The sequence below is a fragment of the Oceanidesulfovibrio marinus genome, assembly GCF_013085545.1.
GTDB lineage: Bacteria > Desulfobacterota > Desulfovibrionia > Desulfovibrionales > Desulfovibrionaceae > Oceanidesulfovibrio > Oceanidesulfovibrio marinus.
The window spans coordinates 2,807,750-2,820,865 of record NZ_CP039543.1 but is presented as its reverse complement, the minus strand read 5'-3'; the positions used below and the strand labels follow the sequence as shown (position 1 = coordinate 2,820,865).

The following is a 13,116-nucleotide window of genomic DNA, read 5'->3' as shown; positions in this document are numbered from 1 at the left end:
GCACGCCTATTGTTTTCCCAAGGGGGAGGCGTTGCGTGCGGCATGCGCCGTGTGGGGGCTGCGTCACAATTTTTGAGGAGAGTTTCGATGGGGTACAAAATCATTGTCGACATCGACAAATGCGTGGGGGACGGCGAGTGCGTGGACGTCTGTCCGGTGGAGGTCTACGAGCTCAAGGACGGCAAGGCCGTGGCGACCAACATGGATGAGTGTCTCGGCTGCGAATCGTGCGTCGAGGTCTGCGAGCAGGATGCGATCGTCGTCGAGGAAAAGTAATATCCACACGGCTTACGCCTGAGCCGTTCACCCGATCCGCATCATGCGTCGGCTCCCCCGCCGGGGGCTCCTTCCGGCGTCAGTCGCCCGTCCGTTTTTTTTCCGCCAGAGCTGTCGACAGCGGCGCAATCATGCTTATCTGCCATGTTGTGTGCCCGTGGCGTGGCGGTGTCTTGGGGTTTCCCCATGGGCGACTCGAGGGCGCACAGGTTGCAGGGCATTCTTCGCGGCGCCGAGACAGGGAAGCCGGCGTATTCCACATATCTAGGAGAGTTCATGGATTTCAAAGAGATATTTGATAAGTACGAAACCTTCGTCGCCGAGATTGACGCCATCTTCGAAAAGGTCAGAGAGGCTCATCCCGAAGAAGTGCAGTGCTCCAAGGGCTGCGACGACTGCTGCTACGCGCTGTTCGATCTCTCCCTGGTGGAAGCCATCTATCTGAACCAGAAGTTCAACGAGCAGTTCTCCGGTGCGGAGCGCGCCGAAGTGCTGGTGCGCGCGGACAAGGCCGACCGCGAGGCCTACAAGATCAAGCGCAAGGTCTTCAAAGCGTCCCAGGATGGCGTGAAGGCCGGCGATATCCTCAAGGAAGTGGCCGCCATGCGCGTGCGCTGTCCTATGCTGGACGATGAGCAGCGCTGCGCGATGTACGAGAACAGGCCGGTCACCTGCCGGCTGTACGGCATTCCCTCGGCATACGGCGGCGAGGCCCGCACCTGCGGCCGCTCCGGTTTCGCGCCGGGCAAGCCGTACCCCACGGTGAACATGGAGCAGATCCACGAGCGGCTCTACAACCTGAGCCGCGAGCTTGTTTCCTCGTTCAACACCAGCCACACGGGCCTGGACGAGATTCTGGTGCCCGTATCCATGGCCCTGATGAACAAGTACGACGACGAGTATCTGGGCGTTATCGAAGGCGAGGCATCGGAGGAAGAGGCGTCCGACTGCGGCAGCTGCGGTGGCGGCCACACCTGGGAGATCAAGGGACCGGAGCGGGAGCGCCACGCCGCGCCGGGCGGCATCGGCGATCTGCGCCCCCCGTCGGACGAGGAGGACTAGCCTGTGAGCCAGTACACCCCGGAGCACGAAGCGCAGAAGCGGGCCATCTACGAGAAGATGAACCCGCGCCGCAAGAAGTTCGTGGACCGCATCGGATACGACAAGTGGGACCCCTTTGCCATGCCGAAGGACCCCATCGAGATACGCAAGGACCCGACCAACCGGACCATCCAGCAGCTCGTTTCGGACTTTTTGCGCTCCCGCGAGGCGCACCAGGGCTACACCCAGGCTTTTGCCTCCGGCGCCATGGAGCTGGCCATGGGCGTGATGCGTCAGGAAGACCGTTATGAGGGCATGATGGAGTTCAGTGCCTGGTACAAAAAACTCATGGAAAAGGAAGGCGTGCAGAATGCAGACTAATGCCACCAATGTTGATGAATTCATCGCCGAGTGTAAGGAAAAGCTGAAGGACAACTCCGAGTGCGGCAACACGCACTACAACCTGGGCGTCGCCTATCTTTCCAAGGGTGACTTCTTCGAGGCCGAGTCCTGCTTCCGCGAGGCGGTGGAGAACTCCCCGACCATGGTCGAGGCGTACGTCCAGCTTGGCGGCATCGCCATGCACCAGGGCGACCTGGAAGGCTGCCTCAACTACAACAAGCTGGCCATCCAGGTGCGGCCCATGTTCGCCACGCCCCACGGCAACGTGGGCTTCGTGCTGCTGCAGATGGGCGAGGTGGACAAGGCGGCGCGCGCCCTGGAAAAGGCCGTGAAGATCGACCCCAACTTTGTGCAGGCCCTGGCCACTCTGGGCAGCGCCTATCTTATGGAAGGGGACCCGGAGCGCGCCATCGAGGTCTGCAAGCGCGCCCTGGAGATCGAGCCCATGTTCGGCCCGGCCTGGAACAACCTGGCCCTGGCCCATCTGGAAAAGGGCGAGACGGCCAAGGCCGTGGAGTACGTCGACAAGGCCATTGAAACCGGCTTCGATGTGCCCCAGGGGCTGCTGGACGAGATAGCCCAGTACCGCTGAGGCTGATCAAAGTCCTTCGCGGGCTGTCGTAGAGGACATATATCGGGCGGATCGGCTTCATTGCCGGTCCGCCTTTTTTTGTCTCCGCCGAGACGCCCTCTTGCCGGTCCGCGTGCGGCGACGTATGGTGCAATCATGGAAAAGGACTTTCGCAGACTCAAGACCAAGGTGCAGGCCCTGCTTGCCGCCGATGAGTGGGAAGCCAATCTCGATGCGTTCGAGGCGTACACCCCGCGTCAGCTCATCGGCCCGCTGTTCTCCACGCTGCTGCGGATGGACGAGGTTCGCTGGCGGGCGGTCACGGCCCTGGGCCTTACCGTGGACCGCATGTTCCAGAACAAGGCGGAGGACGCGCGCATCGTCATGCGCCGGCTGATGTGGAACCTCAACGAAGAGTCCGGCAACATTGCCTGGGGCGCGCCGGAGTCCATGGGCGAGATCATGGCGGTCAACGCCACCATGGCCCAGGAGTACTCTTCCATTCTCGTGAGCTACATGGACGACTCCATTACCTGCGGCAACTTTATCGACCACCCGCCGCTGCGGCGCGGGGTGTACTGGGGGCTGGGGCGGCTGGCCCAGGAGCGCCCGGCCATTCTGACCAAAGGAGCGTCGGCCGTGTGCGTCGGCCTGGAGGATTGCGAGGACGAGCAGATTCCCGGCCTGGCCGCCTGGGTGCTCTCTTCCATGGCTGGCCACCTGCCTGGGGATGTGGACCCGCTGCCCGGGTTGGAGGCGTTGCAGGACAACGAGACAGACGTGGAGCTCTATCGCGGAAGGCGCATGGAGACGACCACCGTCGGTGCGCTGGCTAAAGAGGCGCTTGCCGCGCTTTCAGGTAGCTGACAAAGCCCGCTAGCTTCGTTTCTTCGAAAGATTCAAATCCTCGCGTATGAGGAAGTGTGCGTCGTCCTTGAGTTTTTCTTGCGCCTTGCTCTCAAGCCTTCTCTGCAGCCTGCCAGAGTGCACGGTGTCATCCGTCTGGAAGCGCTCACTGCATCTTCATGCATTTTTCACGCAAAAGCAGAAGCCCAGGGCTTTCCCGGCCCTGTCCTTTCCGGTAGGAAGCATGGATGTCGGACGCGATACGACGCTCCGGCGTTCTTTTTTTGAATACGTATTGGAAAAAAATGATTCCCTACCCGCAGTTCGATCCCGTCGCCATTGAGCTCGGTCCGCTGGCCATCCGCTGGTACGGCCTGATGTACGTCATCGGCTTCCTGACAGCGTGGTTCCTGGGCCGTTGGCGCGCCACCCGCAGCAGGGCCGACTCTCCGCAGGGCGCCTGGACCCCGGCCGAGGTGGACGACCTCATCACCTACTGCATCGTGGGTCTGCTTCTGGGCGCGCGCCTGGGCTACGCCCTGTTCTACGATTTCCCAACGTTCATCGCCCGGCCTCTGGAAATCTTCAAGATCTGGCACGGCGGCATGTCCTTCCACGGCGGGGCTATCGGCGTTGCCCTGGCCTTTATCATCTTCGCCCGGATCAAACACAAGCCGTTGCTGGCGGTGACGGACTTCACGGTGGTGCTCGCGCCGCCCGGCCTGCTTTTCGGCCGGCTCGGCAACTTCATCAACGGCGAGCTCTGGGGCCGCCCCACGGATGTGCCCTGGGCCATGGTCTTTCCGGACCCAGCGGCCGGGGGCGTACCGCGCCATCCCTCCCAGCTGTACGAGGCCGGGCTCGAAGGCATCGCGCTCTTCGCGCTGCTGTGGTGGTTCTCGTCCAGGCCACGGCCCCGCGGCTCGACTACCGGGCTGTTCCTGTTGGGCTACGGCGTGTTCCGCTCCCTGGTGGAGTTCACGCGGCAGCCGGACGCGCAGCTCGGTTTCCTTGCCTGGGACTGGCTGACCATGGGCCAGCTTCTTTCCGCGCCCATGATCCTCTTGGGCCTTGGATTCATCCTGGTATCGTACGCAAAGCGTACGTAAGTTTTTTCGTCATCAAGACGTCCATAACTCGCTGACTCAGTTGACAATCATCAGGTCTCGTGAAAAAAAGAACCAGCTGACGAATTTAAGCACCCCTTGTTAAGGAGTTCTTGAATGGCCAAGGAAGAATCCATTGAGGTCGACGGAATAGTCCAGGAGGCGCTGCCGAACGCCATGTTCCGCGTCGAACTGGAAAACGGCCACGAGGTCCTGGCGCATATCTCCGGAAAGATGCGCAAGTTCTATATCCGCATTCTTCCGGGCGACCGCGTGCGGGTGGAGCTCTCGCCGTACGATCTCTCCCGTGGGCGCATTACCTACCGCATGAAATAGCCACGCCGGTCTTTCTTTTCCACTTCTGCAGGCGAACCTGAGCGCACGCTGCCGTGCGGTCGCACTGCTGCGTCCAGCGTCCGGCCGTGCGTCCACATAAGAAAAGGCCCGCACCGGTACGCCGATGCGGGCCTTGTGACGTTGATGGTATGAAAAAATCTCCTTACGCAACGCAGCCAGCGGGAGATTTTCAACAGTCTGCTAGGGGGCGGTGCCCAGCATGCGCGCCGAGGCCATGCCGCCCTGGAGGTTCTCGGAATCCTTGATGCCTGCGGCATCCAGCATCACCTGCGCCTCGTAGGAGCGCGCGCCGGTGTTGCACACCAGCACCAGCTTCTTGCCGCGGGGCACCTCGTCCATGCGCGCGGGCAGCTCGTCCTGGGGAATGGCCTTCCAGTACGGCGCATCGAGGCGCTTGGCCAGGGGGCCGGAGTCGGCGTCGGCCCGCACGTCCAGGAAGCAGATGTCGCCGGACTCGCGGTCAGCCCAGCGCTCGGCGAACTCCTCGGGCGGAAGGCCGCGGTTGATGCCGTCCAGGACGTTGGCCGCCACGTTGCCCGCGGAGTTGACGATGTCCATGGCCGCGGAGAAGGGCGGGGAGTAGGCGAACTCCATGACCTGCAGGTCGTCCACCGTGATGCCGAAGGGCAGGGCGGCCGCCACGGCGTTGATCCGGCCGACCAGGGCGTCGCGCATGATGGACAGGCCCTGTATGCCCAGGACCTTGCTGCTCTTCTTGTCCACCACCAGGTCCAGGTACATGAGGCCTTTTTCCGGATAGAAGTGGGCGCGGTCCAGCTGGGAGATGTGCACGTTGACGGGGTCGAACCCGGCGCGCGTTGCCGAGGCCATGGTCAGGCCCACGCCGGAGACGGCGATTTCGAAGAGCTTGACGGCCCAGCTGCCCAGCACGCCCGGGAACTTCTTGTGCCGGCCCGTCAGGTTGTCGGCGATGATCCGGCCCTGGCGGTTGGCCATGGAGCCCATGGGCAGGAACACGGGCTGGCCTGTGATGAGGTTCTTGACCACCACGCAGTCGCCGCCGGCGTAGATGTCCGGGTCCGAGGTGCGCAGCTCGTCATCCACGATGATGCCGCCGCGCTCGTGCACGTCCAGGCCGGCGTCGCGCGCCAGGCCGTCGTTGGGCGCCACGCCCACGGACAGGATCACCAGGTCCGCATCCAGGGTGCGCTTGTCCGTGACCACCTTTGTCACGCGGCCGTCCTCGCCTTCCATGGCCGTGACCTTCTCGCCGAAGTGGAAGGTGATGTCGTTCTCTTCCATGTCCCGGCGGGCCATCTCGGCCAGATGCGGGCTCACCAGGCCGGGCAGGAGCTGGTCGGTGATCTCCACCACGGTGGTGTCGATGCCCCACATGTCGGACAGGGCCTCGGCCATTTCCAGGCCGATGAAGCCGGAGCCCACGATGACGGCCTTGCTGACGGAGCCGCTCTGGATCTTCTCGCGAATCTCCACGGCCTCGTCCAGGCCGGACACGGCGTGCACGCCTTCGAGGTCGGTGCCCGGAATGGGCAGCTTGCGCGGGCTGGAGCCCGTGGCGATGACGAGCTTGTCATAGGGCAGGGTGTCCTGCGCGCCGGTATTGAGGTCTTCCACCAGGACTTCCTTCTTCTGCCGGTCGAGGGACACGGCGCGGGTGGAGGGCCGCACGTGCACGCCCTTGGCCGTCTCGAAAAAGGCCGGGGTGCGCACGACGTGAAAGCTTGTGGTCTTCAGCTCATCCGCAGTGGAGACGTCGCCGGAAACATAGAAGGGGATACCGCAGCCGCCGTAGGAGATGGACGGGGACATGTCCACCATGGTCACCTCGGCCGAAGGAACGAGCCGTTTGTAACGGGACGCGGCCTTTGGGCCAAGAGCGACGGCGCCGATGATGACGACTCGATCGGCCATGAATCAACTCCTTGCAAGAGATTGGGTGATATTGCTTGTCAATGGGCTAACAGGTGGGGCACACCTTAGACAAAATTCCCAATAAGGAACAGGGGGATTCCGTGAACAGTTTTTCAAAAACCGGGAGATAGGCGTGTCATCGTCCAATTCAGGCAGAATCAAAATACAAATGAGGCAAGTTGCCGATATTCGACCTGAGACATTTCTGGAAGGTGCGAAGCCCTTTTGGGATAAGGGGTATCTGTTCATGGTTGTTGAGCTGGAAGCATCTGGATATGTGGAGGAGACTGTCGGATGTTGCATGATGGATTTCATAGCCAGATGTGAAAAGGACGTAATGCTTCTGGATTATCATACACTACGCACGGTTTTAGCGGCATCAAGCGTCGATACTTGCATCATCAAAGTTTTTAGACCAGGCACACCGCTTTCGGAGATGGTTGCATGTCGGAATGAAGAGAACACCGCATTTGTTGAGATGGAACTAACAGATGGAGAAGTGTGGGAATTGTATGCGGAAGATCTTCGATTCAACAGGGCTTTTATGAAAGTTTGGCAGGATGCTGATATTGAGCGTGAATGTTAGATAAACGGAGCAAGATTCCATGGCCCATTCAGAGCAACAGACGGAGCTGGTTCGCGAGATTCTGGAAATCCTCCGCCGCACGGCGATTCATTATGGCCTGTGGTACGCCGAGGCCGAGCGCCAGCTGGGCACGGCCGACGCCCACCACGCCGAGATGGAGGCCGGCGACAGGCTGCAGGCCATCCTGCTCGGCCGGCTGTCCAAGATTCTGGGCATGGGCGTTACCGAGGACGGCCTGCCGCAAGGGCTGGTGGACCTGGACGTGGACACGCTGCAGACCCTGCGCGACGGCATGGCCACCAACTGGCTGGCCGCGGACGGCGTGTGGTTCCAGGCCATCGAGAACCGCATCTCCATGCACGACGCCAAGCGCGTGAACGACACCTGCTGGACCAAGTTCTCGCCGTACGAGGCGCTGCGCATCAAAAGCCTGCTGGAACTGCCCGAGTTCGGCGGCCTGCCCGCGCTGCAGACGGCGCTCGCCCACCGCATCTACGCCCGGGTCAATCCCTGGGAGATCGTGGAGGACCGCGAGCACTCCTTTGTCTTCCGCATGAAATCGTGCCGGGTGCAGACCGCGCGCACCAGAAAGGGTTTGGCCGAGTACCCCTGCAAGTCCGGCGGCATGGTGGAGTACCGCACCTTTGCCCACGCCATCGATCCGCGCATCCAGACCGAGTGCGTGGCCTGCCCGCCGGATACGCACCCCGAGGACTGGGTCTGCGCCTGGCGCTTCACTGTGGCCTGATCCGGGAGCCCAGGCATGACGGTGGGCAAAGCCCTTTACAGGATAATCTGGACCACGGGCCTGTTGGTGTGGGGGCTGTACTTCATCCTCGTGCTTTTCAGCCAGTTCGACGAGCAGCAGCTGCCCGAGGTTCAGCAGGTATTGGCGTACAGGCTGGAGCCGAGCGCCATACCGACTGAGGAGAACGGCTTTTATGCGCTCATGGGCTTTGCGGTGCCTGCCGGGCAAGCTCCCTATGGGGCCGGGCTCGTGGCCGTTCACTCACTGCGGGACCGCTCGGCCTGGGGAGAATGCCCGAGCTGGAACGAGTGCTTTGACGCGAAGCCCCTGGAGTTCAAAGGGGGCCCACCGGACATGCCCTCCCGGCTGAGCGAGTACGAAGGCCTGGATGGGGTTCCCGAGCTGCTGCGCGACAATGCCGAGCTGGTCGAGCGCTACGTGCAACTGACCTCGTATTCGGCCATGGACGCCGGCCCGGTGCTGGCGCTTACATTCCAGGGCTTATGCCCCCCGTTCCCACTCCCCCTCGGCCAGGTCTACGAAGTGCACAGGCTCTTTCTGGCGCAGATTGCCCGCGACGTTCTGGAGGGCGCGCCCGTGTCTCGGGCTGTAGATGCGCTCGCCCGGGACCATGCGTTCTGGCGCATGGCGGCCGCCGGCAGAATCGGGGTGATGGAGAAAGCCGCTGCCGCATTGATGGTCTGGCAGAACCTCGATTTTCTGTCGTTGCTTCTGAACGCGTACCCGCACGAGTTCGAGGACGAAGCTTTGTACCATACGGCGCGAGGGATGGTGGTGCCGCCCGAGGCGGACGAGTACTCCCTGCAGTTCCAGACCAGGTTGGACCTGACCGCGATCCTTCACTCCCTGGAGGAGAAGGAGGACGAACCGACGCTGTATAGCTTGAGGGAGCGGCTGCCTATTGAGGAGGCGGGCATTCCGGCGTGGACGCTGCCGTTTATCCAGCCTTTGTACCTGCAGAACCAGACGCTCAATAACGTGTACCGGGTCTATGCGCCGCAGCTGTCCATGCAGGTCGAAGATCCGGCAAGCCGGCGCCTATGCGCATCGGAGTTCAGAACGTATATGGAAGGGGCGCAACCAGGCCTGCATTGGCTGCGCAATCCCAAGGGCAAGCTGTTGATGTTGGGGCTGTCCACCCCGTACTGCGAGATCGCCGAGCGCTGCTATACCTCCCACGTGCTCGAGAACCTGATGGCCCGGCTGCACCTGGAGCTGGTGCACAACGCGGTGCCGCCCTCACAGACCGAGGCGTTTCTGGCGGACCTGCCGGCCGAGCTCCGGAGCCCGGAGACGGGCAAGCCCGTGGGGTACAACGCCACGACAGGCAGGATATTCATGGAGCGTCCGCACGAGAGTGAGCTCCGGCTCATCGTCCATCACGTGCAGTAGCCCAATACACAAAAGAGCAACGCCGGGGTTTCTGTCCCGGCGTTGCTTTTTTATCAGGAGTGCGGGCTGGAGCAGCCGGCGGTTTCCCTTGGTGGGGGCATCCGCTGGTGACGCCCCCTGTTTCGAATCTGCCTACAGCCGTTGCCGCACGGTTCCCGGCTTCGCGGACGGGTGGAAGAGAATTGCCGCGGCGGCGAGGAGTCCGGCTGCAAGAACCAGGCTTCCCGATTCGAGACCCACGCTGTTGGCCAGCAGCGGCCCGGCGAAGTAGCCGCTTCCCCATACCAGATAGTAGTAGCCCGAGACGGTTGCCTGGCGGCCCTCAGCCACGGTCTCGTTGACCAGGGCCATGGACGACACGGCAAACGCGCCCATCGACAGCCCGAGCAGAATGGTGCTGGCAGGCAGCAACGGTTGGGAGCCGGACAGCAGCCCGACCAGTCCCGCAGCTATGCCCAGCAACCCGCCGACCATGAACGGCCTGCGGCCGTAGCGGTCGGAGAGCCTTCCCGCCAGACACTGCGCCGCCGCGATGCCCGAGAAGAGACAGAACAGGAACACGCCCAGTCGGCTTTGCGAGAACCCCCGCGCCGCGGTGAGATAGACCGGGATGCTGCTGGTGATGAGGCCGTAGACGGCGCCGGAAAGAGGCAGGCAGCACGCCAGAGGCCACAGCGATCGCACTGCTGCCGGTGTATCGTGCGTCTTGCCTGACTCCAATCTGGGTGAGGCCGCCGTCCGCACCGTCACCAGGACCAGGACCACTGCAGCAAGGCAGAGCCATGCAAAGGCGGCAAAGGGGCTGCCCGCAATGTGCGCGGCCTGCAACGCTCCGGCAATGGGCCCGAGCATCAGGCCCAGGTGGAACGCGGCGTTGTAGAAGCCCATGGCCCGGCCGCGGTTGTCCGGATACAGGCTTCCGAGCAGGGCGGGAGCCGACGCCCAGACCGGCGCTTCCCCGGCTCCCTGGAGAAACCTGCCGGCGTAGAGGGCCATTGTCGTGTCGGCCTCGCTGAATACCCATGCAGCGGCGGCCATCAGAAGAAAGCCGCAGGCCAGGACGCGGCGGTAGCCGAAGGTGTCCGCCATCCGCCCGGCCGGGTACTGGCAGGCCATGTAGGAGATGGCGAAGAACGAGGACAACCATCCGGCGGAGCGCATGCTGCCGGACAGCTCGATATATTTCTGGGGCAGGGCCACTCCGGCCATGCCCATACCGATCATGGCAAGGAACACGGCGAGACACAGCCCCGCCAGCGGAAGAACGCGTTGCATATTCCCTCCTGGGAACAATCGCTTGCGCCGCGGGTAAAGAGCCCGCGGTCAATCAGCTCGGGGTAGATTCCGAACACGCCTGACGGCTCAGGAGGGGATGAGAAAGACAGGGCGCAACACAGAGCGAACCCGGTGTAATGATTCCATTACAGGTTCGATGGCGGCCCGCTTGCCGGAAAAGCCCCTCCCGTTAGCAGGGAGGGGGAGAAACGCAAAGAAGGGGATGGATCATAGTGTGACGTCTCTTTCCTGTTTTGGAAAAAATGATCGGCGCCGTAGAAATTGTCAATCAATTGCTTGCGCAGGGGGCGGGTTTGCGAGCGGCCGGACCCACAAAAAAGAGCAACGCCGGGGCAGGGATCCCGGCGTTGCTAGAGGGAGGAAAAACTTCTTCGAAGGGCGGGTACGCGGGCTGGAACAGCCAGCTGATTCTGACGGTGGAGCGTCTCAGAACTGTCATGCGTACCTATTCGAATTCTCCCGTGCGCCACAATGCGCCGTTATGAGCGTTCGAATCCATTATTTCGGTCTACCCTCCGTTTACACGTTGCCCGCGTGGTTGTGTGGAGTGTCCTCTGCCGTACTCAAATGATAACCATTCTCATCACCCTGTCCAGGCCGGGGACGCATTTTTTCTCAAAATAATTTCCGGCAGCCCGGCGCGGTGCTGCTGCCGAAGCCGGCCGTTGCCGCGGGGTATTGCGTCCAGATGGTTGTGGGGCTACATGATGAACCCATGAGCGAGTACATCGACGGACTTTCCAACCGCGCCGAATCCGTCGGCATTGTGGAGCGCAAGAGCTTCACCCTGCCGGACGATGCCGGCCCCTTCGAGCTGGAGGGCGGGGCGCATCTTTCTCCTGTGACCATCGCCTACGAGACGTACGGCGAGCTTTCTCCGGCGCGCGACAACGCCGTGCTTATCTGCCACGCCCTGACCGGCGACGCCCACGTGGCCGGCTACTACTCGGAGACCGACCCCAAGCCGGGCTGGTGGGATATCATGGTGGGACCGGGCAAGCCCATCGACACTTCGCGCTACTTCGTGCTCTGCGCCAACGTGCTGGGCAGTTGCTCCGGTTCCACCGGGCCCAGCTCGGTCAACCCGGCCACGGGCAAGGCGTACGGGCTGGAGTTTCCGGTGGTCACCATCGGCGACATGGTCCGGGCCCAGAAGCTGCTTGTGGAGCACCTGGGCATCGAGCGGCTGCTGGCCGCCGTGGGCGGCTCCATGGGCGGCATGCAGGTGCTGGAGTGGGCCGTGCGCTATCCGGACATGATCGCCGCAGCCGTACCCCTGGCCACCACGCCGCGCCATACCGCGCTGAATATCGCCTTCCACGAGGTCGCGCGCCAGTGCATCATGGCCGACGTGAACTGGAACCGCGGCGCCTACTACGACAGTGAGAAGCCCTCCATGGGCCTGGCCGTGGCGCGGATGATCGGCCACGTGACCTATCTTTCGGACGAGGCCATGCGCGTCAAGTTCGGCCGCAAGCTGTACGAGAAGGAGGCCTACAAGTTCGGCTTCGACCTGGAGTTTCCGGACTTCCAGGTGGAGAGCTATCTGCGCTACCAGGGCGGCAAGTTCGTGGAGCGGTTCGACGCCAACTCCTTCATCTACATCACCAAGGCGGCCGACTACTTCGACCTGGCCCAGCAGCACGGCGGCGGTTCGCTGACCGAGGCCATGACCAAGGCCCGCTGCCGTTTTCTGGTGGTGTCCTTTTCCACGGACTGGCTTTACCCCACGTCGCGCTCGCGCCTGCTGGTGCAGGCCATGAAAAAGGCCGGGCTGGAGGTGAGCTTCTCCGAGGTGGAGGCCGAGTTCGGCCACGACGCCTTCCTGCTGCGCAACGAGCGGTTGTTCGATCTGGTGGAGAGCTTTCTGGAGCACGCGCTGGCAACGGAGCGCAAACGGGCCGAGACCGCGCCCAAGGAGGCGTGGGGCTGATGCGCTTCGATTTGCAGGTCATTGCCTCGTGGGTGCAGGCCGGCTCCAAGGTGCTGGACCTCGGCTGCGGCACGGGCTCCTTGCTGGAGCATCTGGTGCGCGAAAAGCACGTGGTGGGCCGGGGCATCGAGATGGACGAGGAAAAGGTCTCCAAAGCCATCGGCCGCGGGCTCAGCGTGGTGCAGGGCGACCTCATCAACGAGGTGCGCGACTACCCCAGCGGCTTTTTCGACGTGGTCATCCTGAGCCAGACGTTGCAGCAGGTCTACCAACCGGAGGAGGTCATCCGCGAGATGCTGCGGGTGGGCAAGCGCTGCATCGTGAGCTTCCCCAACTTCAGCCACTGGCGCATCCGCGCGCAGATCCTGTTCCAGGGCAGGGCGCCGGTCACGCGGGAGCTGCCGCATGAGTGGTATGACACGCCGAACATCCGGGTGATAGCGCTCAAGGATTTCCGGCGGTTCTGCCGCGAGCAGGGCTTTACGGTGGAAAAGCAGGTGGCCATCGACACGGACTACCGGCAGGAGCAGGGCCACGCCCTGCGATTTTTCGCCAACTGGCGTGCGTTTTACGGGATATTCTTGTTGGGGAAGGAGCGATGACAACAACAATTGTATTCTCAAGATCAGCCGGGAGTTGTCTCTCAGC

Annotated in this window: 14 protein-coding genes; 12 read left to right on the top strand and 2 right to left on the bottom strand. The window is 62.7% G+C overall.

The window, feature by feature from the left end:
• Positions 1–87 precede the first annotated feature (87 nt).
• The 7 genes from E8L03_RS12470 (at position 88) to infA (ending at position 4,578) form a co-directional block, all read left to right on the top strand.
• Positions 88–276 (top strand): ferredoxin, encoded by a 189-nt coding sequence (locus E8L03_RS12470; RefSeq protein WP_144307104.1) that lies wholly within the window; start codon positions 88–90, stop codon positions 274–276.
• Positions 277–552: 276 nt separating this feature from the next.
• Positions 553–1,338, top strand: coding sequence for a YkgJ family cysteine cluster protein (locus E8L03_RS12465; protein ID WP_171267521.1), 786 nt, complete (start codon positions 553–555; stop codon positions 1,336–1,338).
• A gap of 3 nt (positions 1,339–1,341) precedes the next feature.
• Positions 1,342–1,698 carry a hypothetical protein gene (locus E8L03_RS12460; RefSeq protein ID WP_144307102.1) on the top strand — a complete coding sequence of 119 codons (357 nt, stop codon included), beginning with the start codon at positions 1,342–1,344 and terminating at the stop codon, positions 1,696–1,698.
• Positions 1,688–2,311, top strand: coding sequence for a tetratricopeptide repeat protein (locus E8L03_RS12455; RefSeq protein ID WP_144307101.1), 624 nt, complete (start codon positions 1,688–1,690; stop codon positions 2,309–2,311). The genes E8L03_RS12460 and E8L03_RS12455 overlap by 11 nt, the downstream gene beginning before the upstream one ends.
• A 135-nt stretch (positions 2,312–2,446) precedes the next feature.
• Positions 2,447–3,157: a DVU0298 family protein gene (locus E8L03_RS12450; RefSeq protein WP_144307100.1), complete on the top strand. Its 711-nt coding sequence runs from the start codon at positions 2,447–2,449 to the stop codon at positions 3,155–3,157.
• 284 nt (positions 3,158–3,441) lie between these two features.
• Positions 3,442–4,245, top strand: coding sequence for a prolipoprotein diacylglyceryl transferase (gene lgt / locus E8L03_RS12445; RefSeq protein WP_144307128.1), 804 nt, complete (start codon positions 3,442–3,444; stop codon positions 4,243–4,245).
• Positions 4,246–4,359: 114 nt separating this feature from the next.
• On the top strand, positions 4,360–4,578 hold the full coding sequence (infA, locus tag E8L03_RS12440; protein WP_144307099.1) for a translation initiation factor IF-1: 219 nt from the start codon (positions 4,360–4,362) through the stop codon (positions 4,576–4,578).
• A 201-nt stretch (positions 4,579–4,779) separates the two neighbouring features.
• On the opposite strand, the gene E8L03_RS12435 is transcribed toward infA, so the two are convergent.
• Positions 4,780–6,492: an FAD-dependent oxidoreductase gene (locus E8L03_RS12435; RefSeq protein ID WP_171267520.1), complete on the bottom strand. Its 1,713-nt coding sequence runs from the start codon at positions 6,490–6,492 to the stop codon at positions 4,780–4,782.
• Positions 6,493–6,625: 133 nt separating this feature from the next.
• On the opposite strand from E8L03_RS12435, the gene E8L03_RS12430 reads away from it, so the two are divergent.
• From E8L03_RS12430 to E8L03_RS12420, 3 genes are read left to right on the top strand one after another with little or no spacing between them, the layout of a single operon-like run.
• Positions 6,626–7,078, top strand: a complete 453-nt coding sequence (locus E8L03_RS12430) for a hypothetical protein (RefSeq protein WP_171267519.1) — start codon at positions 6,626–6,628, stop codon at positions 7,076–7,078.
• Between the two features lie 19 nt (positions 7,079–7,097).
• Positions 7,098–7,826: a DUF6125 family protein gene (locus E8L03_RS12425; RefSeq protein ID WP_171267518.1), complete on the top strand. Its 729-nt coding sequence runs from the start codon at positions 7,098–7,100 to the stop codon at positions 7,824–7,826.
• Positions 7,827–7,841: 15 nt separating this feature from the next.
• Positions 7,842–9,239, top strand: a complete 1,398-nt coding sequence (locus E8L03_RS12420; RefSeq protein WP_171267517.1) for a hypothetical protein — start codon at positions 7,842–7,844, stop codon at positions 9,237–9,239.
• Between the two features lie 132 nt (positions 9,240–9,371).
• Here the strand turns inward: E8L03_RS12420 and E8L03_RS12415 are convergent, their stop codons facing one another.
• Complete coding sequence (locus E8L03_RS12415; RefSeq protein WP_171267516.1) at positions 9,372–10,514, bottom strand: MFS transporter; 1,143 nt, start codon at positions 10,512–10,514, stop codon at positions 9,372–9,374.
• Between the two features lie 736 nt (positions 10,515–11,250).
• Between E8L03_RS12415 and metX the strand changes: the two genes are divergently transcribed.
• Positions 11,251–12,468 carry a homoserine O-acetyltransferase MetX gene (metX, locus tag E8L03_RS12410; RefSeq protein WP_171267515.1) on the top strand — a complete coding sequence of 406 codons (1,218 nt, stop codon included), beginning with the start codon at positions 11,251–11,253 and terminating at the stop codon, positions 12,466–12,468.
• Entirely contained in the window at positions 12,468–13,070 is a 603-nt protein-coding gene (metW, locus tag E8L03_RS12405) for a methionine biosynthesis protein MetW (RefSeq protein WP_171267514.1), read from the top strand. Before metX ends, metW begins: the two co-directional genes overlap by 1 nt.
• The last annotated feature ends 46 nt before the right edge of the window (positions 13,071–13,116 follow it).

Bases quoted from the DNA above. Each gene is read 5' to 3' on its own strand.
- E8L03_RS12470 (WP_144307104.1), top strand. From the start codon at position 88: ATGGGGTACAAAATCATTGTCGACATCGACAAATGCGTGGGGGACGGC.
- E8L03_RS12465 (WP_171267521.1), top strand. From the start codon at position 553: ATGGATTTCAAAGAGATATTTGATAAGTACGAAACCTTCGTCGCCGAG.
- E8L03_RS12455 (WP_144307101.1), top strand. From the start codon at position 1,688: ATGCAGACTAATGCCACCAATGTTGATGAATTCATCGCCGAGTGTAAG.
- E8L03_RS12450 (WP_144307100.1), top strand. From the start codon at position 2,447: ATGGAAAAGGACTTTCGCAGACTCAAGACCAAGGTGCAGGCCCTGCTT.
- lgt (WP_144307128.1), top strand. From the start codon at position 3,442: ATGATTCCCTACCCGCAGTTCGATCCCGTCGCCATTGAGCTCGGTCCG.
- infA (WP_144307099.1), top strand. From the start codon at position 4,360: ATGGCCAAGGAAGAATCCATTGAGGTCGACGGAATAGTCCAGGAGGCG.
- E8L03_RS12435 (WP_171267520.1), bottom strand. From the start codon at position 6,492: ATGGCCGATCGAGTCGTCATCATCGGCGCCGTCGCTCTTGGCCCAAAG.
- E8L03_RS12425 (WP_171267518.1), top strand. From the start codon at position 7,098: ATGGCCCATTCAGAGCAACAGACGGAGCTGGTTCGCGAGATTCTGGAA.
- E8L03_RS12420 (WP_171267517.1), top strand. From the start codon at position 7,842: ATGACGGTGGGCAAAGCCCTTTACAGGATAATCTGGACCACGGGCCTG.
- E8L03_RS12415 (WP_171267516.1), bottom strand. From the start codon at position 10,514: ATGCAACGCGTTCTTCCGCTGGCGGGGCTGTGTCTCGCCGTGTTCCTT.
- metX (WP_171267515.1), top strand. From the start codon at position 11,251: ATGAGCGAGTACATCGACGGACTTTCCAACCGCGCCGAATCCGTCGGC.
- metW (WP_171267514.1), top strand. From the start codon at position 12,468: ATGCGCTTCGATTTGCAGGTCATTGCCTCGTGGGTGCAGGCCGGCTCC.